This window comes from Arthrobacter sp. P1_B9, assembly GCF_056406495.1.
The window spans coordinates 74,318-100,558 of the sequence record NZ_JBFUAA010000005.1; the positions used below are offsets into that span (position 1 = coordinate 74,318).

At 68.6% G+C, this 26,241-nt stretch carries 23 protein-coding genes, 1 tRNA gene and 1 riboswitch; of the genes, 13 read left to right on the plus strand and 11 right to left on the minus strand.

All coding sequences use genetic code 11. The features are described 5' to 3' along the window. Positions 1-138 precede the first annotated feature (138 nt). Positions 139-1,974, minus strand: coding sequence for a phosphoenolpyruvate carboxykinase (GTP) (locus AC1D1A_RS09115; protein ID WP_223914403.1), 1,836 nt, complete (start codon positions 1,972-1,974; stop codon positions 139-141). A 277-nt stretch (positions 1,975-2,251) separates the two neighbouring features. Between AC1D1A_RS09115 and AC1D1A_RS09120 the strand changes: the two genes are divergently transcribed. Then, positions 2,252-2,325 (plus strand) — tRNA-Arg (locus AC1D1A_RS09120). 169 nt (positions 2,326-2,494) lie between these two features. Here AC1D1A_RS09120 and AC1D1A_RS09125 read toward each other — a convergent pair. Continuing rightward, a complete protein-coding gene (locus AC1D1A_RS09125) occupies positions 2,495-3,223 on the minus strand; it encodes a FadR/GntR family transcriptional regulator (protein WP_476850662.1) in 729 nt (242 codons plus the stop codon). A gap of 165 nt (positions 3,224-3,388) precedes the next feature. Between AC1D1A_RS09125 and AC1D1A_RS09130 the strand changes: the two genes are divergently transcribed. From AC1D1A_RS09130 to AC1D1A_RS09150, 5 genes are all read left to right on the plus strand, one after another. Next, positions 3,389-4,936 (plus strand): dihydrolipoyl dehydrogenase family protein, encoded by a 1,548-nt coding sequence (locus tag AC1D1A_RS09130; RefSeq protein WP_476947576.1) that lies wholly within the window; start codon positions 3,389-3,391, stop codon positions 4,934-4,936. 87 nt (positions 4,937-5,023) lie between these two features. Then, entirely contained in the window at positions 5,024-5,782 is a 759-nt protein-coding gene (locus AC1D1A_RS09135; RefSeq protein ID WP_230008012.1) for an ABC transporter ATP-binding protein, read from the plus strand. Beyond that, positions 5,779-7,815 (plus strand): YhgE/Pip family protein, encoded by a 2,037-nt coding sequence (locus tag AC1D1A_RS09140; protein ID WP_476947577.1) that lies wholly within the window; start codon positions 5,779-5,781, stop codon positions 7,813-7,815. The genes AC1D1A_RS09135 and AC1D1A_RS09140 overlap by 4 nt, the downstream gene beginning before the upstream one ends. Next, the gene (locus tag AC1D1A_RS09145; protein WP_230008014.1) at positions 7,812-8,447 is read left to right on the plus strand and encodes a TetR/AcrR family transcriptional regulator; all 636 of its coding nucleotides are present in this window, start codon (positions 7,812-7,814) and stop codon (positions 8,445-8,447) included. Before AC1D1A_RS09140 ends, AC1D1A_RS09145 begins: the two co-directional genes overlap by 4 nt. A 17-nt stretch (positions 8,448-8,464) precedes the next feature. Continuing rightward, positions 8,465-9,133: a hypothetical protein gene (locus AC1D1A_RS09150; RefSeq protein WP_476947578.1), complete on the plus strand. Its 669-nt coding sequence runs from the start codon at positions 8,465-8,467 to the stop codon at positions 9,131-9,133. 73 nt (positions 9,134-9,206) lie between these two features. On the opposite strand, the gene AC1D1A_RS09155 is transcribed toward AC1D1A_RS09150, so the two are convergent. From AC1D1A_RS09155 to AC1D1A_RS09175, 5 genes are all read right to left on the minus strand, one after another. Beyond that, complete coding sequence (locus tag AC1D1A_RS09155) at positions 9,207-9,791, minus strand: hypothetical protein (protein WP_476947579.1); 585 nt, start codon at positions 9,789-9,791, stop codon at positions 9,207-9,209. 137 nt (positions 9,792-9,928) lie between these two features. Continuing rightward, positions 9,929-10,456, minus strand: a complete 528-nt coding sequence (locus AC1D1A_RS09160; RefSeq protein ID WP_018774262.1) for a SixA phosphatase family protein — start codon at positions 10,454-10,456, stop codon at positions 9,929-9,931. Between the two features lie 55 nt (positions 10,457-10,511). Next, the gene (locus AC1D1A_RS09165; protein ID WP_230012628.1) at positions 10,512-10,715 is read right to left on the minus strand and encodes a dodecin family protein; all 204 of its coding nucleotides are present in this window, start codon (positions 10,713-10,715) and stop codon (positions 10,512-10,514) included. Between the two features lie 226 nt (positions 10,716-10,941). Then, on the minus strand, positions 10,942-11,805 hold the full coding sequence (locus AC1D1A_RS09170) for a winged helix-turn-helix domain-containing protein (protein ID WP_018774264.1): 864 nt from the start codon (positions 11,803-11,805) through the stop codon (positions 10,942-10,944). Between the two features lie 569 nt (positions 11,806-12,374). Beyond that, entirely contained in the window at positions 12,375-13,379 is a 1,005-nt protein-coding gene (locus tag AC1D1A_RS09175) for a hypothetical protein (RefSeq protein WP_476947580.1), read from the minus strand. A gap of 242 nt (positions 13,380-13,621) precedes the next feature. On the opposite strand from AC1D1A_RS09175, the gene AC1D1A_RS09180 reads away from it, so the two are divergent. The 6 genes from AC1D1A_RS09180 (at position 13,622) to AC1D1A_RS09205 (ending at position 22,901) form a co-directional block, all read left to right on the plus strand. Beyond that, positions 13,622-14,362 (plus strand): response regulator transcription factor, encoded by a 741-nt coding sequence (locus AC1D1A_RS09180; RefSeq protein WP_079551963.1) that lies wholly within the window; start codon positions 13,622-13,624, stop codon positions 14,360-14,362. 21 nt (positions 14,363-14,383) lie between these two features. Further along, positions 14,384-15,994, plus strand: a complete 1,611-nt coding sequence (locus tag AC1D1A_RS09185) for a sensor histidine kinase (RefSeq protein WP_476947581.1) — start codon at positions 14,384-14,386, stop codon at positions 15,992-15,994. Positions 15,995-16,177: 183 nt separating this feature from the next. After that, positions 16,178-16,337: riboswitch (cyclic di-AMP (ydaO/yuaA leader) on the plus strand. Then, positions 16,337-17,176, plus strand: coding sequence for an aggregation-promoting factor C-terminal-like domain-containing protein (locus AC1D1A_RS09190; protein WP_476874420.1), 840 nt, complete (start codon positions 16,337-16,339; stop codon positions 17,174-17,176). (Overlaps the previous riboswitch by 1 nt.) Positions 17,177-17,336: 160 nt before the next feature. Next, positions 17,337-18,770: a bifunctional glycosyltransferase family 2/GtrA family protein gene (locus tag AC1D1A_RS09195; protein WP_476947582.1), complete on the plus strand. Its 1,434-nt coding sequence runs from the start codon at positions 17,337-17,339 to the stop codon at positions 18,768-18,770. Then, positions 18,771-20,813 carry a glycosyltransferase family 39 protein gene (locus AC1D1A_RS09200; RefSeq protein WP_476947583.1) on the plus strand — a complete coding sequence of 681 codons (2,043 nt, stop codon included), beginning with the start codon at positions 18,771-18,773 and terminating at the stop codon, positions 20,811-20,813. It begins immediately after the preceding gene. 6 nt (positions 20,814-20,819) lie between these two features. Further along, positions 20,820-22,901, plus strand: coding sequence for an ArnT family glycosyltransferase (locus AC1D1A_RS09205; protein WP_476947584.1), 2,082 nt, complete (start codon positions 20,820-20,822; stop codon positions 22,899-22,901). A gap of 54 nt (positions 22,902-22,955) precedes the next feature. On the opposite strand, the gene AC1D1A_RS09210 is transcribed toward AC1D1A_RS09205, so the two are convergent. From AC1D1A_RS09210 to AC1D1A_RS09225, 4 genes are all read right to left on the minus strand, one after another. Beyond that, positions 22,956-23,636 (minus strand): HAD-IA family hydrolase, encoded by a 681-nt coding sequence (locus AC1D1A_RS09210; RefSeq protein WP_476947585.1) that lies wholly within the window; start codon positions 23,634-23,636, stop codon positions 22,956-22,958. Positions 23,637-23,691: 55 nt separating this feature from the next. After that, a complete protein-coding gene (locus tag AC1D1A_RS09215; RefSeq protein ID WP_026266579.1) occupies positions 23,692-24,069 on the minus strand; it encodes a glyoxalase superfamily protein in 378 nt (125 codons plus the stop codon). A gap of 71 nt (positions 24,070-24,140) precedes the next feature. Continuing rightward, positions 24,141-24,776, minus strand: a complete 636-nt coding sequence (gene upp, locus AC1D1A_RS09220; RefSeq protein ID WP_018774274.1) for a uracil phosphoribosyltransferase — start codon at positions 24,774-24,776, stop codon at positions 24,141-24,143. A 12-nt stretch (positions 24,777-24,788) separates the two neighbouring features. Next, positions 24,789-25,643 carry a phosphatase PAP2 family protein gene (locus AC1D1A_RS09225; protein ID WP_476947586.1) on the minus strand — a complete coding sequence of 285 codons (855 nt, stop codon included), beginning with the start codon at positions 25,641-25,643 and terminating at the stop codon, positions 24,789-24,791. Between the two features lie 89 nt (positions 25,644-25,732). On the opposite strand from AC1D1A_RS09225, the gene AC1D1A_RS09230 reads away from it, so the two are divergent. Beyond that, a complete protein-coding gene (locus tag AC1D1A_RS09230) occupies positions 25,733-26,233 on the plus strand; it encodes a nucleoside deaminase (protein WP_230008679.1) in 501 nt (166 codons plus the stop codon). The last annotated feature ends 8 nt before the right edge of the window (positions 26,234-26,241 follow it).

Genomic DNA, 26,241 nt, shown 5'->3' on the forward strand with positions numbered 1-26,241 from the left:
CGGCGGCCCTGCATCTTGCGAGAGATCCTGGGTTCTAACGGTCGCTGGTTAAACCGCAACGCGGGGTCACTTACGGTCCATCCACAGAGGTGGGATGGGCCGTAAGTGACCCCGCGTTGCTTAGTGTTGTGCGGGCTGCTACTGCTCGGCAGCCATGCGCTCCTTCAGTCCTGCGAGTTCGGCGCGCAGCGCCTCGGGCAGCGAGCTGCCGAAGTTGGCGAACCACTCCTCGATCGAGGCCAGCTCGGTGGTCCACTCTGCGGGGTCGACACGGACGGCCTCTTCAACCTGGGCCGGGGTCATGTCCAGGCCCTTGAGGTCGATCGCGTCAGCGGTGGGGACGAACCCGATGGGGGTCTCCACGGCGTCGGCCTTGCCCTCGAGGCGTTCGATGGCCCATTTCAGGACCCGGGCGTTGTCACCGAATCCGGGCCAGGCGAATCCGCCCTCGGAATTGCGGCGGAACCAGTTGACCAGGAAGATCTTGGGTAGCCGCTCCGGGTTGGCCTTCGCGGACAGGTTGACCCAGTGGTTCAGGTAATCGCCTGCGTCGTAGCCGATGAAGGGCAGCATGGCCATCGGATCCCGGCGGACAACGCCGACGGCACCGGCTGCCGCGGCGGTGGTCTCCGAGGACAGGGTGGAGCCCATGAAGATGCCGTTGGACCAGCTGCGCGCCTCGGTGACCAGCGGGATGGTGGTCTTGCGGCGGCCGCCGAACAGGATCGCGGAAAGCTCCACGCCGTCCGGGTTGTAGTACTCCTCGGCCAGCATGTCGATCTGGTCGATCGGCGTGCAGAAGCGGGAGTTCGGGTGAGCGGCGGGCTTGTCCGAATCCGGGGTCCAGGAGTTGCCCTGCCAGTCGGTCAGGTGCGCGGGCACCTCGTCGGTCATGCCCTCCCACCACACACCGCCGTCGTCCGTCAGGGCGACGTTGGTGAAGATGCTGTGGCCCTTGGCGATGGCGCGCATCGCGTTGGGGTTGGTGCCCCAGCCGGTGCCCGGAGCCACGCCGAACAGGCCGGCCTCGGGGTTGACGGCGCGGAGCTCGCCTTCCTTGCCGAACCGCATCCAGGTGATGTCGTCACCGAGGGTTTCGACTTTCCAGCCCTCGATGGTCGGATCCAGCAGGGCGAGGTTGGTCTTGCCGCAGGCCGACGGGAAGGCGGCGGAGATGTAGTAGTTCTTCTGCTCCGGCGAGGTCAGCTTGAGGATGAGCATGTGCTCGGCCAGCCAGCCTTCGTCGCGTGCCATCACCGAGGCGATGCGCAGGGCGTAGCACTTCTTGCCGAGCAGGGCGTTGCCGCCGTAGCCGGAGCCGAAGGACCAGATGGAGCGCTCCTCCGGGAAGTGGACAATCCACTTGTCCGGGTTGCAGGGCCACGGGACATCGGCCTGGCCGGGGGCCAGCGGGGCGCCCAGGGAGTGCAGGGCGGGGACAAAGAACGCGTTGGTCGCGGTGATCTTGTCCAGGACCTCGGTGCCGATGGTGGCCATGATCCGCATGGAGGCGACAACGTAGGCGCTGTCGGTGATCTCGACGCCGAACTTGGGGTCCTCGGCGTCGAGGTGGCCCATCACGAAGGGGATCACGTACATGGTGCGCCCGCGCATGGAGCCGGCGAACAGGCCGTGCAGCTTTTCCTTCATCTGCGCCGGGGCCATCCAGTTATTGGTGAAGCCTGCGTCGTGCTCGTTCTCGGAGCAGATGAAGGTCTGCTCTTCGACGCGGGCCACGTCGGCGGGGTCGGAGAAGGCCGCGAACGACTTGGGGAAGAGGTCCTCGTTGAGGCGGGTCAGGGTGCCGGCGGCAACGAGCTCGTCCGTCAGCCGGGTGTTTTCCGCTTCGGACCCGTCAACCCAGTAGATCCGGTCCGGCTGGGTCAGTTGAGCTACCTCTTCTACCCATGCCAGTAGACCGGCATGTGTGGTGGGTGCTTTTTCAAGCAACGGCAGTCGCGCCAGATCTCCCATTACGGTTCCCTTCCTCGGGTTCAGTGGTGTGTCCTAAATGCTAGGGCTCGGCAGGGGGCCCATTTCGGGCCCGGACGTGGGATGACCGGGGCCGAGCAAATCAAAAACCGCGGAAATTCAAGGAACTGGCCGGCCATCATCCCTCCTTTTTGTGACTAAGGTCACGTAGACCGGTCTAGTCAGCTAGATTACACCCGCTTCGATTTGTAACTGGGCCCGGGCTCGCGTAAAGTAATTCGAGGTTCGGGGAGAGAGAAGTTCTCCAAGAGCCGAGAATGCGCCCATAGCTCAGCTGGATAGAGCGTCTGTCTACGGAACAGAAGGTCAGGGGTTCGAATCCCTTTGGGCGCACAGATGAAGATCCGCCCCGGTTCACCGGGGCGGATCTTTTGCTTTAACCGCCGGATGCCCTAGGCGCCAAGGCGCCGGCCCGGCTGCTTTAGGCGCCAGGCTGGGCGCCGGCCCGGCCGCCTTAGGCGCCGGCGGCAGCTGTCGGGCCGGAGCGGCCCGGCAGCAGGGGTCAGGCCGTGGACCGGACGATGATGTTGCGGATGTCGTCGAAATGCGTGCTGAGCCGCTCGGAGGCGAGTGCCTTGTCCGCCGTTGCGACAGCCTCATAGATCCCCCGGTGCACTGCGGCCGTTGCCTGCAGGTCGACGGCGTACGGCCCGCCGAGTTCGAGGTGGATCCGGCGGTAGACCTTCCAGAAGACGTCCATCAGGCTGATCAGCAGGTCGTTGTTCAGCGGCTCGAAAAGCCTGCGGTGGAACTCCGCGTCGGCCTCGATGAACGGCTCCCCCGCGTCGGCCAGCGCTTCCATGCGGTTCACGGACTCCTCCACGGCGGCCAGCTGTTCGGCGCTGATCCGGTCCATGGCGGCGCCGACCAGGCCGGATTCGAGTGCTTGCCGGACCTCCACGAGCTGCAGGGCTTCCTCGCCCTGGTGGCGCAGCGACAGCCGGGCGCGGAAGGTGAGCCCGTCGGTCAGGGCCTCAAAATTGCTCGGCGCCACGAACATGCCGAATCCGTGGCGGATCTCAATGACACCCAGCGCCTGGAGCGCCTTCAAGGACTCCCGCAGGGTGTTGCGGCCGACGCCGAGTGCCGCCGTCAGCTCGTTTTCGGTCGGCAGAGGGTCGCCGGGAACCAGGTCGCGTTCCAGGATCAGCTCCAGGATGTCCGACTGGAGCGCCCGGAGCCGGGCCTGGGCGCTGAACCTTGCCAGCGGTATGGCCGGTCCTGTTGTCATGTTGCGTGCGGCCATGGCCGCCTCCTCCCCCAAGTATGGTCCCAACAGTATCGACCGTCCCCCGTCCTGCAAAGGGTTCGGCCCGGCACATTACGCCGGAAGCCCGCATCGCCGGAGCCCGGAGCTCCCCCGGATCCGGCCGTGGCCCCGGCGTAGGCTGGTGCCATGACGGCACAGATTGAGCGGGAATTCGATGTCATTGTGATCGGCGCCGGGGCCGTGGGCGAGAATGTGGCGGACCGTGTGGTCCGCGGCGGCCTGACAGCAGTGCTCATCGAGGCGGAGCTGGTCGGTGGCGAGTGCTCGTACTGGGCCTGCATGCCTTCGAAGGCGCTCCTGCGGCCGGGCACTGCGCTGCATGGCGCGCAGACGGTCCCCGGCGCCCAGGAAGCGGTCACCCGCACCCTGGATCCGGCAGCCGTGCTGAAGCGCCGGGATTACTTCACCTCTAACTGGCAGGACGACAGCCAGGTCAAGTGGGTGGAGGACACAGGCATCGAACTGATCCGCGGCCACGGCTGGATCACCGCCCCGCGGCACGTCGAGGTGGCCGGGCTGGACGGCAACAGCTACGCACTCACGGCCCGGCACGCCGTGGTGGTCGCCACGGGCTCCGCCCCGAACCAGCCGCCGGTCGAGGGGCTTCACGACGTCGAGTACTGGACCACGAGGGAGGCGACCTCTGCCCGCGCGGTTCCCCCGCGGCTTGCGGTCCTCGGCGGCGGCGTTGCCGGCGTCGAACTCGCCCAGGCCTATGCCCGGCTTGGTTCGTCCGTGACGCTCGTGGCCCGCGGCGGGCTCCTGGGTGTTTTCCCGGAGCAGGCCGCGGACCTGGTCGCTGCCGGCCTGCGCGCCGATGGCGTCGATCTCCGCCTGCACACCGGTACGCGGAGCGTGCATGAGAACGAGGACGGCTCCCTTACTGTCGTGCTCGACGGCGGCCCCAAGGGCGGCCCCAAGGGCGGTCCCACGGGCGGCCCCAAGGACGGCCCGGGCGCCGGGCGCGCTGACGGCATGGCCCATGGCGCCACGATCACGGCGGACAAGCTGCTCGTCTCCACCGGCCGGCACCCCGCCCTTGAGGGACTCGGCCTGGACAGCGTCGGCCTCCCGGCACCCGAGGGCGGGACCCTGCGGCTCACCACCGATTCCACCGGACTAGTCCACCACGCCACCGAGAACGATGTGTCCGGCAACCCGTGGCTCTACGCTGCCGGCGACGCCGCCGGACGGGCCATGCTGACGCACCAGGGCAAGTACGGTGCGCGGGCCACCGGAGACGCCATTGCCGCCCGGGCCAAGGGCGAACTCCGCGGCGAGCCGGCACCGTGGAGCCGCTTTGCCCAGACGGCCTCCGAGCACGCGGTGCCGAACGTGGTGTTCACCGACCCGGAGCTGGCGAACGTCGGCCGGACCATGGCGCAGGCGGAGAAGGACGGCTTCCGGGCCTCCGCCGTGGAACTCCCCATCCAGGTGGCCGGCTCCTCGCTGCACGCCGAACACTATGAAGGGTGGGCGCAGCTGGTCATCGACGAGGACCGCAAGGTGCTGCTGGGCGCCACGTTCGCCGGCCCGGATGTCGCCGAACTCCTGCACGCAGCCACCATTGCGGTGGTGGGGGAAGTCCCGCTGGACCGGCTGTGGCACGCCGTGCCCTCCTATCCGACCATCAGCGAAGTCTGGCTCCGCCTGCTGGAGGAGTACGGCCTCTGATCCGTTGATCACAAGCGGCTGTTCTATTTGAACTGACCAGTCAGTTCGGTTAGCCTTGAAGCAGACCAGACCCTGCGAAAGGCTTACATGCTCTCCGTGCAACAGCTCCGTGTGAACGGGCGCCGGAATGACCTGCTCCCACCCACGTCCCTTGAGGTACGTGCCGGGGAGCTGCTCTTGGTTGAAGGCGACGGCCAGGACCAGCGAACAGCCCTCGCCCTCACACTCAGCGGCCGGATGAAGCCCTCCGGGGGAGTGCTCAGCTGGGACGGAAATTCCAAGATTAAGCGCCTCCGGTTGGCCAGTGCACTCGTGGACTCCCCCGGTGTCAACGAGCCCGAACAGCATCTCAGCGTGGGCGACCTCGTCACCGAGGACCTCGCGCTCATCCCCCGGCGCTATCGGGGTGCTCTGCTGAGCAAACCCTGGCTCAAGGTCAACCGCTTCGAGGACATTGCCGGCCTCTGGACCGAACAGATTCCGGCCCGGCGACGCGTCGAACTGCTCACCGCCCTTGCCCTGGCCAACCCCGGAACAGATCTGCTGGTGGTCGATTCTCCGGACAGGCACAGCGCAGATCCCGCGGACTGGCTTCCCAGGCTGGAAGATCTGGCGCACGACGGCGGCCGGCCGCTCGCCGTCGTCGTCACCGTCGCGGCACTGCCGGACGGCTGGACCGGGCCCTCCGCCGCAATCGGGAACGCCGTTGAGGCTGCCGCCGCAACGGTTTCCATCGTTGACGCATCCGCGGACCCCTCCCAGCCTGATGCGCAGAAGACAGAAGGCCATCCCGCGAAACACCGGAACCCTGAACACATCCCGTTCGAAACCGAGGCCCTAAAGTGACTGTTCTGCGGCTGGCCCGCTCCGAGCTCAAGCGCATGACTGGCGGGCTCCTGCCCAAACTGACCATCCTGGCGCTGACCATGGTGCCTTTGTTGTACGGCGCGGTGTACCTCTACGCCAACTGGGATCCGTACGGGAACCTGGACCAGATCGACGCCGCCTTGGTAGTCGAGGACACCGGCGCGTCCGCCAGCAACGGGACCCGGCTCGAGGCGGGGAAAAAGGTCGCCGACAGCCTTGTGGACGGCCACGTCTTCAACTGGCAGAAAGTCACAACCGCCGCGGAAGCGGACCAGGGCGTGAGCAGCGGCAAGTATGCGTTCGCGCTCAAGATTCCCAAGGACTTCTCGGCCAACCTGGTTTCCCCGGGCAGCTTTGACGCCGCGAACCAAGCCATGCTGAATGTCACCACCAACGATGCCAACAACTACGTCCTCAGCAACATCGTGGACAAGCTGACCACTGCCGTGCATTCGACGGTTGCCAAGGAAGTGGGCGAGGAGACTGCGAACCAGCTCCTGACGGGCTTCGGCACAATCCATACTCAAATAGTCCAGGCCGCCGACGGGGCCGGAAAACTCTCCGACGGCGTTGCCAGACTCCGGGACGGGGCAGCCAGTTTGCATTCCGGAACGAGCCAGCTGAACGGCGGAGTCGCAGAACTCGCCGCCGGCCAAATGAAGCTGCGCGATGGCGCCAACCAGCTCAATTCAGGCGCCGGCCAGCTCAGCGCCGGCCTGACGCAGCTGAAGGACAGGACGGCCACACTCCCTGCCGACTCACAGAAACTCGCGGACGGCGCCGCGCAAGTCGCGGCGGGAAACGCGGCATTGAACACGAAAGTCCAGGACGTCGTCGGGCAACTCAGCGCTGCCGACAAGGGCCTCCGGGACCGTGTGGTGCAATCCAACAGCCGTCTGGTTGCCGCCGGGATCATCACCCCCGACCAGGCCGGCAAAATCCTGGCCGATTTCGATACCGCCGCAGCCTCAAGCCCGGTGGCCGATGCGAAGTCCAGAATCCAAACAGATGCAGCCCAGATCCAGCAGCTTGCCGACGGATCCGCCGCCGTAAGTTCCGGGGCGGCCAAACTTGCGGGAGCAACGCCGGCCCTGACTGATGCCATCTCAAAGGCTTCAGACGGCGCCAACCAGCTCTCAGCCGGCTCGGCCGCGCTGGCCGCGGGCGAGCAGAGCGCTGTCGACGGCACTGCCAGGCTCGCAGATGGCGCCCGGCAGCTCGACGACGGGGCGGGCCAGCTTGAGGACGGCGCCCGCACGGCCTCGGATGGCGCCGCCACCCTGGCCGCAGAGCTGGACAAGGGTGCCGGGAAGATCCCCAATCCCGATGATGCCCAGAAGAACAGCCTGTCAAAGGTGATCGCGGACCCTGTTGCCGTCAGCGACGTCTCTCAGGCCAAGGCTGCGTCGTACGGTGCCGGCCTGGCGCCATTCTTCTTGACCCTGGCCCTGTGGATCGGCGTATTCATGCTGGTCCAGGCCATGCGGCCCATCACGCAACGCGCACTGGCGTCCAACGCCCCGTCATGGAAGATCGCCGTCGGCGGCTGGCTGCCATTCTTTGCCGTTTCAGTCATCCAGGCCACGCTGCTCACCCTCGTGGTGGACCTGGGCCTGGGCCTCAAGCCCGCCCACCCGGTGCTGATGTGGTTGTTCATGTTGGCGGCCGCCATGGCCTTCAGTGCCATCATCCAGGGCGTCGTGGCCCTGCTGGGAACTCCCGGAAAATTCGTGGTGCTTATCCTGCTGGTCCTGCAGCTGGTTTCCTCCGGCGGAACCTTCCCGTGGCAAACCACCCCGCAGCCGCTGCACTTTGTCCACGAGGCGCTGCCTATGGGTTATGTGGTGGCCGGCATGCGGCACCTGATCTACGGCGCGGACCTTTCCTTGATCGTGCCCACGGTGGTTGGCCTCCTTGGGTACACTGTGCTCGGGGCGGCGCTTTCCACGCTGGCCGTTCACAAGCACAAGTTCTGGACCCTGAAGTCCCTAAAACCGGAGATCGCCGTATGAGCACAGTGGGGGCCGGGGAGAAGAAACTCCGTCCCGCCCGCACGAACGCCACGAAGCAGAAACTGTTCGAGGCGTCCATGGATCTGATCGGGGAGCGCGGCGCGGCGGGCGTGACGGTGGACGAGATCGCCACGGCAGCCGGGGTGTCCAAGGGCACGGTGTATTACAACTTTGGCAGCAAGTCGGACCTGATCGCCCAGCTGCTGCGCCACGGCGTGGACATCCTCCTGGCGCGGCTGCTGAGTGTCCGCGACGGCTCCGCCGACCCCCTCGCTGCCATGGAGGAAATGATCGGCCAGGCCATGGACTTCATGGCCGAGTACCCCTCCTTCGCCCGGCTTTGGGTCAGCGAAAGCTGGCGGACCCCGAGCGAATGGCAGGACACCTTCGCCGAGCTCCGCGGGCGCCTGCTCGCGGTGATCGGCTCTGCCATCGACGGGGTCGCCGCCGTCTATCCCGTGGATTCCGCCGTTTCCCGGGGCAGCCTGGAAACGGCAATCTTTGGGGCCTGCTTCGTGGTGGGACTGGACCGCCAGACGTACAACCCGGAGCGGACCAGGGAGCAGAGTGTGGCCGCAATCATGGCCTCCATGCGCGGCTACGTCGTGAAGCAGCCGCCTGCTCAGGCATGATTATTCACATGCGTCACATGGGTACCAACGGGAAAGTAGCCATCGGAGCGTTTCTCACTGCCCTGGCACTTCTGGTCCTGACCGGAATCACCCTGCAAGAGTGGGTGCTGGTGTGGTTCGTCGGGGCGGCCGCGACGGCCTATGTGGCCTGCGTGGCGGAGGTGGTGGTCCGGCGCCGGCACAAGACTTTGGCCGCGAGCGGGGTAGGCAGCATCCTCTTCATCGCGTTCGGGGTCGCTTTCCTGCGCCAGTGGGGGCTGGCCTTCAACCCCGATCCCGACGCCCTGTCCACGCGCGTCGATTCCGAGCATCCGGATTTGTACTTCTATCTGGCCGCGGCCGCCGGAGCCGTCACCTTACTGTTGCTGTTCGCCGGCACTGTACTGCCCGGCCGGAGCCGCGGCCGGCGTTCCCCGGGCCGTGCTCCGCGACGCCGCCCGGCGCCCGGCGCGCGGGGAGCGGGGGCCAGGTCTGCGAATCCGCGGCCCTCCGCACCGCGGCCGACGCCGAGAGGAACCGCTCCGCGCCAGGCGGCTCCGCGTGCGGCTGCTCCGCGGGCCACTGCCCGGCCCGCGGCCAAGTCACCGGCGAAGACACCGGCGAAGACACCGGTCAAGCCAGCTGCGAAGACACCGGCCAAGTCGCCTGCCCCCAAATCACCAGCCCGGGCCTCGGCCCGCCGCTGAGTCCCGCGCATCACCACCCGGCGGAGAGGTTCAGCACCGGAGTTTCCGCCGGAAGGCAGCCCGGGAGTTCAGCTCAGAGGTTTCGAGGCCTGTCTTCCCGTGGGGTGGCATCCGGACCCGGGGCCGTGTCGGTCCGGGTTACGTCCTCGCGGCTGCGCTGGTCGGCTGACACTGGCTCGCCGGACGCTTGCTCGCCGGAAGACGCTTGCTGGCCGGACGTTTGCTGGCCGGGGACGTGGCTGCCCGTTGTGGTTTCGGCGGCGGCCCTCTCGGCGCGCAAATCCCCGCGGGTCGGCATCTGCCCGCTTTCGCCGCCGCGTTCAGATGTGACTACGTCCGGGTCCACTTCGTCGGCTTTGCGCAGTTGCTCCTGCGCGCCGGAGCGGACGCTTTCGGCTTCTTCCTGGCGCTTGCGGGCTTCCTGCCGCAGCCGCTCGGCCTCGAGGTCGGCCTCCTGCGCGTCGGCCTCGGCACGGGCCGCCTTGGCGTCGCGTTCCCGCGCAGCGAATTCGTCGGCCTTGGCCTGTTCACGCATCTCGGCCGCACGGTTCCGGTCTGCGGCCACCTTGCGTTTGCGGCTGACCATGACCGCCACCGCTACGATCGCGAGCACCACGACGATGCCGACAATAATTCCTATGAGCTGCCCTGAATCCACGTTGATCACCTTTTCTCCGGGTTGCAACAGATGCCCCAAAACCACTGGAAAAAACCACATGACTAAACAGCATCAGTAAACCGCAGATCGGCGCAGGTGGCTATGGATTCCGCAGCCCTCACCGGGCGGACCTGCGGCTATTTGGCGCGGGGGACCTTGAAGTGGGTCAGCTTGGCGTCCTGCCCGTCCAGTTCGGCCCAGGACTTTTCCGTCTCCAGGATGGTCAGCCCGCTGGTCGGATAGCGCGTGGCGGCGTCCATGTAGGCATCGTGGTCCGAGTCCCGCGACGCCAGATGCATGGCAAGGTCCTGCACCCCGGGCATGTGGGAAATCACCATGAGGGTGGTGACGGTGTCCGGGACGTGGTTGATGACGGCCAGCATGCGCAAGGCGGAGGCGGCGTACAGCCCATCCTCGAGCTTGGGCGTCGGCGCCTTGTCTCCGAGTGCGTGGCACACCCACGTGCAGGTCTGGCGGGTCCGCAAAGCGCTGGAGCAGAGGATGAAATCAGGGACCACGCCGTGCTTGAGCAGCCACTTTCCGGCGACTGGGGCGTCCTTGTGGCCGCGTTCTTCGAGCGGCCTTTCGTGGTCGGCAACCCCGCCGGGCCAATCGGACTTGGCGTGCCGCATGATCACCAGCCGTTTGATGTGATGCGCGCTCATGCCCCAATCCTAGTGCGGCGGCTGGCCCACGGGCGCGCATCCCACCAGCGTCCGTTCAGTCTTCAAGGACAAAGGTCACTTCCAGCACGACATGCCAGGCAACGACGGCGCCGTCGCTGATTTCGACCTTCTGTTCCTTCACCCATGCCCCCGTGACATTGCGAAGGGTCTTATTGGCCCGGTCGACGCCCTCCTTGATGGCGGCATCAAACGAGGTCTTGGAGTTCGCGCTCAGGGTAGTAATCCGTGCAACTGACATGTCTTCCTCCCAATAGTCGGCTCAACGGTCCGAGACTACGCCGGACCCCCGAAAGGCAACAGAGTCCAACCAAAACCACCAGCAGCGGCGGCAAAGGCCCGTCAGCCAGCCCACCCAAAGCGCCCGTCGGGGAATGTGGCTGCCGGCGGAAAGCCGCTGAAGCTTCCGGAAACGCGAAAGCGCCCGCTCCCTATGCAGGGGACGGGCGCTTTGCGTGAAGCTGAGGCTAGATCGAGTATTCCGGAGCGGCCCAGACAACCACTTCGGGGTGCTCGTAGAACCGGTAGCCCTGGCCGCGCACGGTGCGCACGGTGTTGGCGAGGCGGCCGAGCTTGGAACGCAGGCGGCGGATGTGGACGTCGATGGTCCGCTCGTTCGGGACCTCTTCGGCGTTCCGCCACAGGCCTTCGAGGAGCTCGTCGCGGCCCACGGTGCGGGTGCCGTTCTCCACGAGGTAGTTCAGGAGCTCAAATTCCTTGAACGTGAGGTTCAGGGATTCGCCGTCGAGGTGCACCTCACGGCGGGCGAGGTCGATCAGCACCCCGGACGGCCGCGGATCCTGCGGCTGCTGCAGGCGGGCGGTCTCGGTGCGCTGGCGGGCCCCCGCGGTGGGGTCACCGAAGGTCGAGCGGACGACGTCGAGGGCGGAACCCGGGGCACTGGCCGGCGCGACGGCGACGGCGGCATAGCTTTCGGCACCGGCCACGAGCGACTGTGCGTAGGCCCGGATTTCCTGGGCAAGCTTGGCGATGGATGTGCCGGCTGCAGCCGCGGTTTCCTCGTCGATGCCCATGTACAGCACGAAGCCGCGGGCGACGTTGTCGCTGGGGGCCGGACGGACCGGGCTGCCGGCACCCGGGGCGATCACCGGGGTGGGCGCCGTGGCGGGGGCGGGGGGGACGGCACGGAGCTGGCCGTAGGAGTCAGGGTTGTAGCCCTGCGCTGCATATCCGGGGGCGGGGAAGCTGCCCGTGGATCCGGCGGGGGCGAACGCGGAGCGCCCGCCAAAGCCCTGGCGGATCCCTGAGGCCTGGCCGGCCTTGCTGGCGTTACGGACGGAGATGTGGACGTATCCGGATGCAACTGACATGGAATGCTTACCTCAATGTGAATGGCCGTCATCGCGGCTCGAATGCTTCTTTCCCCGCAATGAAATTGGGGAGGGGCGCCCGACTCTGGGCTGGGGGGCGAATACCTGGAAACCTTTAGGGGTGTAAAAGTTAGGCGTGCATTCGACAACAGCGCATCTCGGTACCAGCGGGTGTGCTGATCCAGGAAGCTGCGGCTGCAGGTGCTGTTGAGTTCTTGTTCACAATTGAAGTGTGCAACGTAACAATGTAAACGTGCAAGTAACAATGGACCCCAGGTTCCACATAGTGAGACAGATCGAGGATTTGTAGCGCAAGTCACAATTCTGCAGCGGCAATAAAATAACAAGTGTTTTACTGACCGGAAGGTCAGCAAGTGCGCTTTCTCGAATATTATTCGGTCAAGGCCGACTACATCAGGCAAATCATTCACAGCACGGCGAGTTGGGCCAAACCGCGCCTGCCCACCGCCGCCTGCGAGGCGGTCCACGGAGTGGGCAGCCGGCATCGCCGCCGGCCAAGCACGGCGGCACTGCCTGCCAGGTACGGTGGCGATGCCGGCTGCGGCGGTTCAGTTCGACTGGCCGGTGGCCGTCGCCGCGACCACCATGACGGAGGCCGCCGTGTAGCCGGAGCCGTCCTTCGCCGCCACGATCCGCACCGTCCCGCCCGCCACGATGTCCGCGAGGCTCAGCTGCGTGCCCGCGCCGCCGGCCTGCTGGCGCCGCTGTTGCAGATTGCTCACCACGACGTCGCTGCCCAGCGCATAGCTGCGCGTGAAACCGTCGCTGCTCTTGACGGTCACGGAGGACGAGCTGACCTCGCTCACTGTGCCCAGCTGTTCGGCCATCGTGGTGTACGCGCTTCCTTGCAGCACCACGTATTCGGCGTGCACTGCCACGGAAAGCCCGCTGCCCATCCCCCCGGCAGCGAAGTCGCCGGGACCGCCCTGCCCCGGCATGCCGCCGCCCGCGAAACCACCTTGCGCGGAACCGTCTTGCGCTGAACCTGGCGCGCCCGGGGCGAAACCCTGGCCGCCGGGTCCGCCGGCGCCCGCCCCGCCGGCCGCACCGGTGGCTGCCGTTGCGCTTGAGGTGAGGGCATAGACGCCCGCCCCGGCGCCGACGGCCAGGACTGCGGCGGCTCCGGCGACGGCGAGCCCCCGCTTGAGGGTCCATGGCTTTGCCGCCGAGGCCGTCTTGGCGGAAGTTCCCGGCGCGCCCCAGCCTGTGGCTGCGGCGGGCACAGGTTCCTGCCGGGGCATGCCCCGGGCCGGCTCCGATGTCGGAACCGTCCAAACCGGCGGTGCGCCCCAGCCGCCGGCAGCGCCTGCTTCCGGCCGCCCGGCGTCGGAGTGTCCGGCGTCAGCGTGTCCGGTTTGGACTGTTCCGGCGTCGGTGGGTCCGGCGTCAGCATGTCCGGTTTGGACCGTTCCGGCGTCGGTGGGTCCGGCGCCGTACTTCCAGGCAGTACGGGGTGTGGTTACCGGCGCGGGCGCCGCTGGCGCGCCGGTGGTGGGCGTGGGGGCTGGCTCGGGGGCTGGTCCGGAACCGGCTCCGGGATGCTGACCGCTCATGGTATTTCTCCTTTAGGGTGCGGATCGGTGTTCACCCCAGAGTGGTGAGCGATCCTGTGCCTGGGCTGTGCGGGCCGACAGCCCGGCCTGTGACGTTGGCGCCGGACGGTAAAGGGGTTTGAACATGGCCGGTGCGGCCCGTACGGTCCCGCAACGGCATCCAGCTCGCTAGGCTGGGATTCACAGGTGCCGCACAGGGTCCCCAAAGCCCCGCCTAACCGGCAGATCGGAGAGTTGTCCCCATGGCCACTTCGCACTCCATGACCAACAACCTTCCCCAGCTCACGCATCCGGACGGCTCCCCCATCCGCGCCCTCGTGGTGGATGACGAGCCCAGCCTCTCCGAGCTCATGAGCATGGGGCTCCGGATGGCCGGCTGGTCTGTGGCCGTAGCCGAGGACGGGCCCGGAGCCGTCCGGCTAGCCAAGGAGTTCCGCCCCGACGTGCTGGTGCTGGACGTGATGTTGCCCGGGTTCGACGGCGTCGAACTGCTGAACAGGATCCGCGCGTTCGCGCCGGAGGTGCCGGCGCTGTTCCTCACCGCCAAGGATGCCGTCCAGGACCGCATCACCGGACTGGCGGCCGGCGGCGACGACTATGTCACCAAGCCGTTCAGCATGGAAGAGGTGCTGCTGCGCCTGCACCGGCTGGTCCAGCGCTCCGGAGTGGCTGCCATGGACACCGCCGAACTCGTGGTGGGAGACCTCGTGCTCAACGTCGACACCCGCGAAGTCACCCGGGCCGGTGAGGAAATGCACCTGACCGCCACGCAGTTCGAGCTGCTGCGCTACCTCATGGAAAACCCGAAGCGGGTCATCAGCAAGGCCCAGATCCTGGACCGTGTCTGGGACTACGATTTCGGCGGCCAGGCGAACATCGTGGAACTGTACATTTCCTACCTTCGCAAGAAGGTCGACGCCAACCACGCTCCGATGATCCACACGGTGCGCGGAGCCGGGTACGTCCTGAAACCGGCGGACTGATCCGTGCCCTCACTTTCCGGCATGACCCGCGTCCCCGGACGCGACTGGCGCAACCCGTCGACGTGGCATTTGCGCACCCGGCTGGTCCTGGTCGCCATGGCGCTGCTCGTGGCCATCTGCGGCGCTGTGGGCTTGTTCAGCTACGCCTCCATGGACCTCTTCCTCACCCGGCAGCTCGACACCCAGCTGGACCAGGCCTCGCACCGTTCGAGCGAGTTCGGCCGGCCCTCCTCCGACGATTCGGGCAGGCGCCCCGACCCCCTCGAAGCCCGGGGACAGGGCGTCGGGACGCTTAACGCACGGATAGTGGACGGCGAAGTCAGCAGGGCCGGGTTCCTGGCCGGGGACGGCGCGGTCAAGAGCCTCTCCCCCGCCGACAACAAGGTTCTCCTGGCCCTCACCCCGAGCGGCGTGTCCGTGGACCGCAGCCTTTCGGCCGGCGCCTACCGGCTCACGGCGGCGCGAACACCGTACGGTGACGTGATTGTGACCGGACTCCCGCTGGCAGAAAAACAAAGCACCCTGGCCTCCCTGGTCTGGACCATGGTGGTGGTGTCCGCAGGCGGGCTCGTGCTGATCGGGCTCGCCGGCACGGCCCTGATCCGGCGGACCATGAAGCCGCTGGAACAGCTCTCCGAGGTTGCCACTAAGGTCTCCCGTCTCCCGCTGGACGCCGGCGAGGTGGCGCTCGGGGTCCGCGTCCCGACGTCGGCGGCCCATCCCGGAACGGAAGTGGGCAGCGTGGGCTACGCGCTGAACAAGATGCTGGACAACGTCTCCAACGCTCTCGAGGCGCGGCAGGAGAGCGAGATGAAGGTCCGGCAGTTCGTCGCCGACGCCTCGCACGAACTCCGCACCCCGCTGACGGCCATCCGCGGCTACACGGAGCTGATGCGGATGACCGAGCATTTCACCCCCGACGGCGAGAGGTCCCTCGCCCGTGTGCAAAGCCAGTCCGAGCGGATGACCACGCTCGTGGAGGACCTGCTGCTGCTGGCGCGCCTGGACGAGGGACAGCCGCTCAAAATCTCCGACGTCGACCTCACCCAACTGGCCATCGAGACGGTCAGCGATGAGAAAGTCATGGCCCCGGACCGCATCTGGCAGCTGGAACTTCCGGACGAGCCCGTGGTGGTGCGCGGTGATGCGACCCAGCTTCACCAGGTCCTCGCCAACCTGCTGTCCAATGCGCGCAAGCACACGGAACCCGGGACCAAGGTGGTCACGGGCGTCATGCGCTCGGCTGACGGCAGTGCCGTGGTCACCGTGACAGACAATGGCAGCGGCATCGCCCCGGAATTTATCGGCCGGGTCTTCGCCCGCTTCACCCGGGCCGACGCCTCGCGCACCAATCCGGCGTCGAACCCCGCAGCCGTCCCCGCCGATTCTGCCGTCGCGACGGCCAGGGTCGGGTCCGGGGCCGCCGCACGCTCGTCCTCCGGCGCCGTTTCCGGCAGCCGCGGAGGTCACGGCACGGCGACCGCCGCGCCGACGTCCGAGGGCACCAGCGGGTTGGGCCTGTCCATTGTCCAGTCGATCGTGGAGGCCCACGGAGGAACAGTCGAGGTCACGTCCCGGCCGGGCCGCACGGAGTTCGCCGTGCGGCTGCCCGCCTCGCCGCCGCCGGCGTAACCGGAACGGCCGCCGCCGGCGCAAACGACCCGGACGGTCGACCGGTGAGCCCGGCGCAACCCGACACCCCGGCACTGTGACTCCTGTTACCAAAATGTGACTTAAGCGGCCGGGTCCTGTAGCGTCGTTAGCGTGCGCCGCCATCGGTGCCGCATATCCGGACGGACGCCAAACTCTGCCGCTTCCCGGATTCCGCTGGACCAGGCAGAGGCGGGGGACCCAGAGTTCCCGGGCAATCTGCTTTCATGCGCCCTCGGGGTGAAGCCGACACGTGATGTTCCGTGCGGCCGGATGACCTCATCCGAACCCGACAGCTAACTCCGCCGGCGTTGAGAGGCCACCATGACTGAATTCCAGGTACAAACACGCCCTGACGGCGGTTCGCATTCCCGCTCAGTTGGCGCCGCCAAGTCGCGCCACCGCGCCGAACCGGTCAAGCAGGCATCCGCCCTGTCGCGGTTCGCCGCCGGGCTCGGTGTAACCGGCCGCCGTGCCGCCGTCGTCACCGCCGCGTGCGCGCTGCTGCTGGGTGGCGGCGCCGCCAGCCAGGCGGCAGAGCCGGGCGCCCACACGGCGAATGTTGCGAGCCAGACGGCCACGATCGCCGACCCGCTGGCCAAGCTCAACTTCGAGCGGGTCCAGGTGGCTGGGCCGACCGCTGCCACGGAAAAGAACGTGGCTCCCCAGATCTCGGAGGTTAAGGCAGCCGAAGCGCTGATCCACGCGCCCGCTGCTGCCGCACCGGCAGCCGCGGCAGCACCTGCTCCGGCACCCGCGGCAGCCCCCGCACCTGCTCCGGCTCCCGCGGCAGCCCCCGCTCCGGCACCGGCAGCCGCTCCGGCACCGGCACCGGCAGCCGCGCCGGTCGCAGTCGACGACCCCGCCGGCGCGCAGGCCTACGCCGCGTCCCAGCTGGGAAGCTATGGCTGGGCACCCGGCCAGATGCAGTGCCTGCACAAGCTGTGGACCAAGGAATCCGACTGGAAGACCACCGCCACGAACGCCAGCAGCGGCGCCTACGGCGTGGTCCAGTCCCTGCCCGCCTCGAAGATGGCGAGCGCCGGCGCCGATTACATGACCAACTACCGGACCCAGATCAACTGGGGCCTGAACTACGTCAAGTCGCGCTACGGTTCCCCCTGCGGTGCCCTGAACTTCCACTACGCACACAACTGGTACTAAACCGGCACTAGCCGCCCCCGCCCTGGAGGCCCCGGATCCGCATGGATCCGGGGCCTCTTTGCGTCTCCACGGCCGGACCGGCCCCGGCGGCCCGGACTTCCACAGCCCCCGCACAGCTTGACCCTAAAGCCCTCATATGGGCCGCCGGGAAAGTTGAGCCATGACATTCACAGACCAGGCCACAGGAACCCTGCCCCGCTCCACGGCGACGCCGGCCGGCCCGGCGGCCCCCGGGGCACCCTCGGGGCTTGCGCTGGCCGACGCACCCGTCCCGGGCCCGATCGCTGGGGCCCTGACCGGCCCCGGCGGCCGGCGCACGGCCATTGATACGCGCGCCAGCACGCCCCTGCTGGACGTCACCATCCCGGTCTTTAACGAGGAACGGGACCTCGAGGCCTGCCTGCGCCGGCTCCACGCGTACCTGCTCGGCGCCTTCCCGCATTCCTTCCGGATCACCGTGGCGGACAACGCCAGCACCGACGGAACGCTCAAGGCCGCGGAACGGGTAGCCCGCGAGCTGCGCGAAGTGACGGTGGTCCATATGGCAGAAAAGGGCCGCGGAAACGCACTCCGCAAGGTGTGGCTGGCCTCGCCGTCGCCGGTCCTGGCGTACATGGATGTGGATCTTTCCACTGATCTGGCGGCCCTCGGCCCGCTCCTTGCCCCGCTCATTTCCGGGCACTCCGACCTGGCGATCGGGACACGGCTGACCCGCAACTCCCGCGTGGTCCGCGGACCCAAACGGGAATTCATCTCGCGCAGCTACAACTTCCTGCTCCAGGCCCTCATGGGCGCCCACTTCAGTGACGCGCAGTGCGGCTTCAAGGCGATCCGGGCGGACGTGGCCCGGCAACTGCTTCCCCACACGCTGGACAACGCCTGGTTCTTCGACACCGAGCTGCTGGTCCTGGCAGAAAAGTGCGGCCTGCGCGTCCACGAAGTCCCGGTGGACTGGACCGACGACCCGGATTCCAGCGTGGACATCGTCCAGACGGCCCTCGCGGACTTGCGCGGCATGGCACGGTTGAGCCGGGACCTGGTCTCGGGCAGGATCCCGGTTCCCGACCTGCGCGCGGCCCTGGCCCGCGGACCGCTGCCGGCCGCCTCGCGGGCACAGGAACAAAGCCCCGGCGGAAGCCTCTTCGGACAGCTCGTCCGCTTCGGCAGCATCGGGGTGGCCTCCACCCTGGCCTACCTGGCGATTTTCCTGCTCTGCCGCGGGTTCATGGACCCGCAGCTGGCAAACTTCCTCGCGTTGCTCACCACCGCCGTGGCCAACACTGCGGCCAACCGGCGCTTCACGTTCGGCATCCAGGGCGGCAGCCAGGCGGCTCGCCACCATTTTGAGGGGCTGCTGGTCTTCGGCATCGGGCTGGCCCTGACCTCGGGCGCACTCGCCCTCGTTCACGCCGCGTCGGGAGCGGCCCCGGACCGCTGGCTTGAACTGCTCACGGTCACCGCCGCCAACCTGGCCGCCACGGCCGTGAAGTTCCTGCTCTTCCGGTTGGTGGTTTTCCGCCACAGGCCCGCCGCTGCCGTTCCGGCGCCCGGCGCCCCCGATCCTTCCCTCTCCCGCACAGAAAAGGCCAAGTAAATGACGGCAACCATTAGCCCCACCGCCGGAGCCCAGGGCGGTTCCCCGGCCGGCAGGCCGCCGGCCGCCGAGGAACAGCCACACCCGGTTCCCGGAGACGGCGGGACGGCGCCCCATCTGCCCGCGTCCCCGGCGCCGGCCACCCAAGGCCGCCGGGACCGGCTGCTGTTCGGACCGCAGCCCCGCTGGGTGCGGCCCTCGGCAGCGCTGCTCCTGGTGGTCTCCGCGGCGTTGTACCTGTGGAATCTGGAGGCCACCGGCTACGCCAACTCCTTCTATGCCGCGGCGATCCAGGCCGGGACCAAGGACTGGACCGCGCTGCTCTTCGGCTCCCTCGACGCCGGCAATGCCATCACGGTGGACAAGCCCCCGGCCGCACTCTGGATTCCCGCCCTCGCGGGACGGATCTTTGGTTTCTCGGCCCTGAGCATGCTCATTCCCCAGGCGCTCATGGGAGTGGCCGCCGTCGGGCTTCTCTACCTGACCATCAAGCGGGTGTCCGGGCCGGCCGCGGGCCTGCTCGCCGGCGGCGCCCTGGCGCTGACCCCGGTGGCCGCCCTGATGTTCCGGTTCAACAACCCGGACGCGATGCTCACCCTGTGCCTGGTGCTGGCGGCCTACCTCACCACCCGCGCCATCGAGAAGGCCGGCTGGAAGTGGCTCGCCGCGGCCGGCGCGGTCATCGGCCTGGCGTTCCTGAGCAAGATGCTGCAGGGCTTCCTGATCGTTCCCGGGCTGGCCCTGGCCTACCTGTGGGCGGCGCCCACCACCCTCGGCCGCCGGCTCCTGCACCTGCTGGCCGCCGCCGCCGGGATCGCCGTCGTGGCCGGCAGCTACGTTGTGCTGTTCCAGCTGACGCCGGCCTCGGTCCGGCCGTACATGGCGGGGTCTGAGACCAACAGCTTCCTGGAACTGACGTTCGGCTACAACGGCCTGGGCCGGATCACCGGGTCAGGCGGGGGCATGCCCGGGGGAGGAAACCTGGGAGGCAACGCCGGCGGCCCGGGAGGCAACGGAAACGTCGGCTTCGGCGGCGCGGCCGGGATCACCCGGATGTTCGGGACCAGCTTCGGCGGCGAGGTGTCCTGGCTGCTGCCGGCGGCCCTGATCCTGCTGGCCGCCGGGCTGTGGTTCACCCGGCGCGAGGCCAGGACCTCAAAAACCCGTGCGGCGCTCCTGCTGTGGGGCGGCTGGCTGGTCATCACTGCGGGAATCTTCAGCTTCATGAGCGGCACCGTGCATCCGTACTACGCCGTGGCGCTGGCCCCCGCCATCGCGGCGCTGGCCGGCATCGGTTCCCTGGAACTGTGGCGGGGCCGGGCCTACTGGCCCGCCCGGGTTGTCCTGGCCGTGACGGTGCTGGCCACCTCGGTCTGGTCCGCCGTGCTCCTGGGCCGCGACCCGTCCTGGCTTCCCGGGCTCCGGGTGATCATCGTGGTCCTGGGCGTGCTCGCCGCCGCGGCCCTGCTCCTGCGGGCGGACGGCATGGCGGCTCTCCCGGCGCGGTTCCGCAAGGCCGCCACGGCCGGCGTCGTGATCCTCTGCCTGCTTGCCGGCGGGCTCGGAAGCACCGCGTGGACACTGGCGACCGTCGCCCAGCCGCATTCCGGTTCGATCCCCACGTCGGGCCCCACCGCGTCCGCGATGGGCGGCGGCTTCGGGGCGGCAGGCAGGACCGGCAGTGACGGCATGGGCGGCGGCCCCGGCGGGGAAACGTCCTCGGCGGAGTTGACCGCGCTGCTGAAGTCCTCCGGCGCCAAGTGGTCCGCGATTGTCTCCGGCGCCACCCAGGCCGCGAGCCTGGAACTCGCCACCGGCACCAGCGTGATCGCGCTCGGCGGCTGGAACGGCGGCGACCCCTACCCGACGCTCGCACAGTTCCAGGCGATGGTGGACCGCGGCGAGATCGGCTACTTCATTTCCGGCGGCATGGGCGGCATGGGCGGAGGCCGCGGAGGCAACTCCGAGGTCGCCACCTGGGTCGCGGCCAACTACCAGGCCCAGACCGTGGGCAACGCCACCGTCTACAAACTGGGAGCGTAGACCGCCATGACTGACACCCTGAGCCCCCGCCCCGACACGGCCCCGGCCCGCACGCCGGGGCGGCCGCGGCCGCAATCCCGGGACCGCCGTCGGCGACTGGAGCCCCCGGCTGCCGGCGGCACGCGAGCCGTCCCTGGCGCCCCGGCCCTGCGGATGCGGCTGGAACTGGCGGGGCTGCTGCTGGCCACGGCCGTGCTGTACCTGTGGAACCTGGGCGCCTCCGGCTGGGCAAACGCGTTCTACTCCGCGGCGGCCCAGGCCGGGTCGCAGGATTGGGCGGCCTGGTTCTTTGGCTCCTCCGACGCCGCCAACGCCATCACCGTGGACAAGCCGCCGGCGTCGCTGTGGGTGATGGGCCTGTCGGTGCGGATCTTCGGGCTGAGCTCCTGGAGCGTCCTGGTGCCGCAGGCGCTCATGGGGGTCGGCACGGTCTGGCTGGTCTATCTGGCCGTCCGCCGGGCCGCGGCCCCCGCCACGGCCGACGCCGGTCTGGCCCACCGAGCGGGGCTTCTCGCCGGTGCGGTCATGGCGCTGACACCGGTGGCCGTGCTGATGTTCCGGTTCAACAACCCCGACGCCCTGCTGGTGTTATTGATGACCGCGGCCGCCTACGCCGTCTTGCGCTCCATCCAGGACGCGCGCGTGCGCTGGCTGCTGTTCGCCGGGGTGCTGCTGGGCTTCGGGTTCCTCACCAAGCAGCTGCAGGTCCTGCTGGTTGTCCCCGGTTTCGCCGTGGCCTACCTGCTCGCGGCGCCGGCAGCGGCAGGCAGGCGCATTCTTCACCTGCTCGGCGCGGGCGCGGCGATGGCCGTCGCCGCCGGGTGGTGGCTGGCCGCGGTCGAACTCATTCCGGCGGCGGACCGCCCGTACATTGGCGGCTCGCAGAACAACTCCATCCTGGAGCTGACCCTGGGCTACAACGGCCTGGGCCGGCTGAACGGGGATGAAACCGGGAGTGTGGGCGGCAGCAACGGCTGGGGCACGCCCGGGCTGTTCCGGCTCTTCAACAGCGAGTTCGGCGGCCAGATCGCCTGGCTGCTGCCCTCGGCGCTGCTGCTCGGAGCGGGGCTGCTCTGGCTGGGCCGCCGCGCGCCGCGCACCGACCCGGTACGGGCCTCGGTGATCATCTGGGGCTCCTGGGTTGCCGTTACCGGGCTGACGTTCAGCTTCATGGCCGGGATCATCCACCCGTACTACATGGTGGCGCTGGCGCCCGGGATCGCCGGGCTCGCCGGGCTCGGCGGCGTCCTGCTCTGGCAGCGACGGAACCAGCCCGTGGCCGCCGCCGTCCTCGCGGTGGCGATCGTGGCGGCCGGCGCCATGGCCGCCGAACTCCTGGTCCGCACCGCGGCGTACATGCCGTGGCTGCGCTGGGTGACGCTGCTGGGCGCGCTCGCCGCCGCCGGCCTGGTGCTGGCCGCCGCGGCCCCGGGCGCCAAGGGGGCCGCGGGGGTGAAGGGGACGGGGATGATGGCGTCCAGGACGGTGGCGCGAACGACGGCGGCGCTCGCCGTCGCCGCGGCCCTCGCCGGTCCGCTGGCCTACTCGCTGTCCACCGCGGCCACGGCCCACAGCGGCTCGATTGTCAGCGCCGGGCCGGCCGTGTCCGGACGGGGCGGGGCCGGGATACCGCCGGCCCTCGGCGGCGCGGCAGGAGGCGGCTTCGGCGGTGCCACGACGGCGAACGGCAACGGCACAGGCACAGGCCGCGGACCAGGGGCGGGCGGGATGGGCGGCCTGCTCGGGGCCAGCACGCCGTCGGCGGCGCTCGTGGCCGCGCTGCAGACAGATGCCGGGCCCTACACGTGGGCCGCCGCCGTCGTCGGATCCAACAACGCTGCCGGCTACCAACTGGCGACGCAGCTCCCGGTGATGGCCGTGGGCGGGTTCAACGGCACGGACCCCGCACCGACCCTGGCGCAGTTCCAGCAATACGTGGCCGACGGCAAGATCCACTACTTCGTTGCCGGGCGCCTGATGCAGGGCGAAAGCGGAGCCAACGACGCCGCGCAGATTGCCGCCTGGGTGCAGGACAACTTCACCGCCCGGACCGTGGGCGGGACCAGCGTTTACCTGCTGGCCGGGTAGGCGGGCGACGCCGTCGGGTCCGGGCCGGGCAGCGGCGGGGCTAGAAGGTGGGGGCTAGAAAGTGAAGGACAGGGTGCGCAGGCCGGCGCCGGTGATGTGTGTGGTCACGGCCACCCCGGAGTAGTCGGGAATGTGCAGCACACCGTCCGGCAGTTCGCCGGCATTGGGCCCTACCGCCACGGTCCGGACGCCGGCGGCGATGCCCGCGGCAATGCCTGCCGGGGCGTCCTCGAACACCACCGCATCGGCCGGGGCGACACCCAGCAGGGAGGCCGCCCGGAGGTATCCCTCAGGGTGGGGCTTGCCCCGCATGACGTCCTCCGATGTGACCGAGACGGCCGGGACGCCGATCCCCGCGGCTGCCATCCGGACCCCGGCCAGGTCCCGTGACGCGCTCGTCACCAGCGCCACGGCATCCGGCGGCAGGCTCGCCAGCAGCTCCGGCGCGCCGGGAACCGGAACAATGCCCCGGGTCTCGGCCAGCTCCATCCGGCCGAGCTCGGCCGCGAGGGCCTGGATGTCGGAACCGGCCGGAGCAAACCTGCGGACGGTGTCCATGGCCTGGACGCCATGGGAGGAGCGCAGGATCTCGCCGATGTCCAGGCCGTAGCGGTCCGCAAACGTGGTCCACACCTGCTCCACGATGCTGGTGGAATCCACCAGCGTGCCGTCCATATCGAACAGGACGGCGCGGGCGGTCAGGGTGGTGGTGCCGGAACGGGATGCAGAGCTCATGCCTCCATCCTGCCGCATGGCCCCGGGTCAGACTGCCGCGCGGAGCCTGCCGGGATCAGCCGTTGGGCCGGTGGGGGATGTACTGCACTGCCCACTTGTTGCCGTCGGGGTCGGCGAAGTGGACAAAGTGCCCCCAGTCCTGGACGTCGACGTCGCTGACGTCCACTCCGTTGTCCTTGAGCTGCTTGTGCGCGGCCTGGATGTCGCTGACCACAAGCTGCAGGCTCGGTGCGGTACCGGGCGGGGCGTCGTTGAGGCCCTCGCCGATGGCAATCGAGCAGCCGGAGCCCGGCGGCGTCAGCTGGACAAACCGGAGGCCCTCCATGGGCCGTTCGTCGTAGTCGGCGTTGAAGCCCACCTTGTTGACGTAGAAATCCTTGGCCCGGTCCACATCGGACACCGGCACAAACACGAGTTCAAGTTTCCAATCCATGGCGCACAGGCTAGCGCGGTCCGCGGCGACGCGGAAGGGATCCTCCGTGTTGCGCCTCGGCGGCGCCGCTCCTAGCCGGCGATGCCGTAGAGGCGGTCTCCGGCGTCGCCCAGGCCGGGCACGATGTAGGACTTCTCGTTGAGCTTCTCGTCGATCGAGGCCAGCACGATCGTGACGTTGGCCTCTGACAGCTCTTCCTCCAGCTTGGCCAGGCCCTCCGGGGCGGCGAGGAGGCAGATGCAGGTGACGTCGGAGGCGCCGCGCTTGAAGAGGAACTTGATGGCCTCGCGCAGGGTTCCGCCGGTGGCCAGCATGGGATCGAGGACGAAGATCTGCCGGTCCGTGAGGTCCTCGGGGAGGCGCTCGGCGTAGGTGATGATGTCCAGGGTCTCTTCGTCCCGGGCCATGCCGAGGAAGCCGACCTCGGCGGTGGGGACCAGCTTGGTCATGCCCTCGAGCATGCCGAGCCCGGCGCGGAGAATGGGGACTACCAGCGGGGTTGGCTTGGTGAAGGCGGTGCCGACGGTGGTGCTGACGGGGGTCTCGATGGTCACCGGTTCGGTGCGGACGTCACGCGTGGCCTCGTACGCCAGGAGCGTGACAAGCTCCTCGGTGAGCTGGCGGAAGACCGGGGACGGGGTGTTCTTGTCCCGCAGAACGGTGAGCTTATGGGCGACCAGCGGGTGGTCCACAACGAGAGTGCGCATGGGTCAAAACTATCACCCGGATGCTGAAGACCGTCCCGCGGGGCCGGAGGTATCGGCGTCGTTCGTCCCTGCCTGTGCAGTGCCGACGGCACTGCCTTTGGTGGCGCCGTCATGCAGGTGGGCGGGATGCTCAAAAGTCGGCGCGTCGCCGGCGTGTTCGCGGTGCCGGAGCACGTGGAAGAGCCGGTGGGCCAGGATCACGATCCCCACCCACGCCAGACCAATGACCCACCCGACGATCACATCCGTCATCCAGTGATGGCCCAGGTAGACCCTGCTCAGGCCCATCGCGACGATGAAGATCACACCAGCGGCGATCAGGGCGATCCGGGCGCCGGTCCGCTTGATGTGCAGGCAGGCCAGGTACACCACGAGCGCGATCACCACCGTGGTGTTCAGCGTGTGGCCGCTCGGGAACGACGGCGAGTTCTCGTAGGGCGGCACGGCGTCGGCATGGTCCGGGCGGGTCCGGCCGATCAGTTTCTTGCCCAGGGACGTGGCCGTCACGGAGACCGCGGCTGCGCCGCCGATCAGGATCAGCGGCCGCCACGACCGGGAGGTGTAGATGAGCACTGCCGTGAGGATGCTGGCCAGGATGGGCATCCCGATGCCGCCGCCGATGTTGGTGAATCCCGTGATGAACGCGTCGAGGCCGGGGTTGCGAAGCTGCTCCATGAACGCCAGCGCCGGCTTGTCCAGGTTCGCCAGGCCCGCGTCGTCCACCACGTTGTCGTAGACCTCGGCACTCGTCAGGGCCAGGATCACCACCACCACGCCGCCGATCAGCATGGTGATCCACAGCGCCGCGTAGGGCACCACCCATTTGCCCCAGCGCTCCGTCAGCCAGTTCTCTGTTCTGGTGGTCACGGCCGTCTCCCGAATATTTGACTATTTGAACCCGTGGACTGCGCAGCCGGGCTGCACAGCATGCTTAGGATCGAAACTATCATTGACCCATGACTGCCCCTGAGCCCCGCCATGCCCAGTGGATGGGCCTTGCCCTGGTTGAGGCCCGGAATGCCCTGGCCACCGCAGACGTGCCGATCGGCGCCGTCGTGATCGGGCCGGACGGTTCGGTGCTGGGCACCGGGCGAAACGAACGCGAGGCCCTCGGGGACCCGACGGCCCACGCCGAGATGGTCGCCATCCGGGAGGCCGCCGCGCGGTTGCGGTCGCACCGGGCCCTGGAGGGCAAGGGCGACGACGGCTGGCGGCTGGAGGACTGCACCCTGGTGGTGACGCTGGAACCCTGCGCGATGTGCGCTGGAGCGATCGTCCTCGCCAGGATTCCGCGGGTGGTGTTCGGTGCCTGGGACGAGAAGGCCGGCGCCGCTGGTTCCGTGTTCGACATCCTCCGCGAGCGCCGGCTCAACCACTGGGTGGAAGTGGTTGCAGGCGTCCGTGAGCAGGAGTGCGCAGCGCTGCTGCGGGACTTCTTCGCCGGGCACCGCGCCTGATCCGTTCC

Bases quoted from the DNA above. Each gene is read 5' to 3' on its own strand.
- AC1D1A_RS09195 (WP_476947582.1), top strand. From the start codon at position 17,337: ATGACATTCACAGACCAGGCCACAGGAACCCTGCCCCGCTCCACGGCG.
- AC1D1A_RS09190 (WP_476874420.1), top strand. From the start codon at position 16,337: ATGACTGAATTCCAGGTACAAACACGCCCTGACGGCGGTTCGCATTCC.
- AC1D1A_RS09205 (WP_476947584.1), top strand. From the start codon at position 20,820: ATGACTGACACCCTGAGCCCCCGCCCCGACACGGCCCCGGCCCGCACG.
- AC1D1A_RS09215 (WP_026266579.1), bottom strand. From the start codon at position 24,069: ATGGATTGGAAACTTGAACTCGTGTTTGTGCCGGTGTCCGATGTGGAC.
- AC1D1A_RS09210 (WP_476947585.1), bottom strand. From the start codon at position 23,636: ATGAGCTCTGCATCCCGTTCCGGCACCACCACCCTGACCGCCCGCGCC.
- AC1D1A_RS09230 (WP_230008679.1), top strand. From the start codon at position 25,733: ATGACTGCCCCTGAGCCCCGCCATGCCCAGTGGATGGGCCTTGCCCTG.
- AC1D1A_RS09130 (WP_476947576.1), top strand. From the start codon at position 3,389: ATGACGGCACAGATTGAGCGGGAATTCGATGTCATTGTGATCGGCGCC.
- upp (WP_018774274.1), bottom strand. From the start codon at position 24,776: ATGCGCACTCTCGTTGTGGACCACCCGCTGGTCGCCCATAAGCTCACC.
- AC1D1A_RS09165 (WP_230012628.1), bottom strand. From the start codon at position 10,715: ATGTCAGTTGCACGGATTACTACCCTGAGCGCGAACTCCAAGACCTCG.
- AC1D1A_RS09170 (WP_018774264.1), bottom strand. From the start codon at position 11,805: ATGTCAGTTGCATCCGGATACGTCCACATCTCCGTCCGTAACGCCAGC.
- AC1D1A_RS09115 (WP_223914403.1), bottom strand. From the start codon at position 1,974: ATGGGAGATCTGGCGCGACTGCCGTTGCTTGAAAAAGCACCCACCACA.
- AC1D1A_RS09150 (WP_476947578.1), top strand. From the start codon at position 8,465: ATGGGTACCAACGGGAAAGTAGCCATCGGAGCGTTTCTCACTGCCCTG.
- AC1D1A_RS09175 (WP_476947580.1), bottom strand. From the start codon at position 13,379: ATGAGCGGTCAGCATCCCGGAGCCGGTTCCGGACCAGCCCCCGAGCCA.
- AC1D1A_RS09125 (WP_476850662.1), bottom strand. From the start codon at position 3,223: ATGACAACAGGACCGGCCATACCGCTGGCAAGGTTCAGCGCCCAGGCC.
- AC1D1A_RS09160 (WP_018774262.1), bottom strand. From the start codon at position 10,456: ATGAGCGCGCATCACATCAAACGGCTGGTGATCATGCGGCACGCCAAG.
- AC1D1A_RS09200 (WP_476947583.1), top strand. From the start codon at position 18,771: ATGACGGCAACCATTAGCCCCACCGCCGGAGCCCAGGGCGGTTCCCCG.
- AC1D1A_RS09180 (WP_079551963.1), top strand. From the start codon at position 13,622: ATGGCCACTTCGCACTCCATGACCAACAACCTTCCCCAGCTCACGCAT.
- AC1D1A_RS09185 (WP_476947581.1), top strand. From the start codon at position 14,384: ATGACCCGCGTCCCCGGACGCGACTGGCGCAACCCGTCGACGTGGCAT.
- AC1D1A_RS09135 (WP_230008012.1), top strand. From the start codon at position 5,024: ATGCTCTCCGTGCAACAGCTCCGTGTGAACGGGCGCCGGAATGACCTG.
- AC1D1A_RS09145 (WP_230008014.1), top strand. From the start codon at position 7,812: ATGAGCACAGTGGGGGCCGGGGAGAAGAAACTCCGTCCCGCCCGCACG.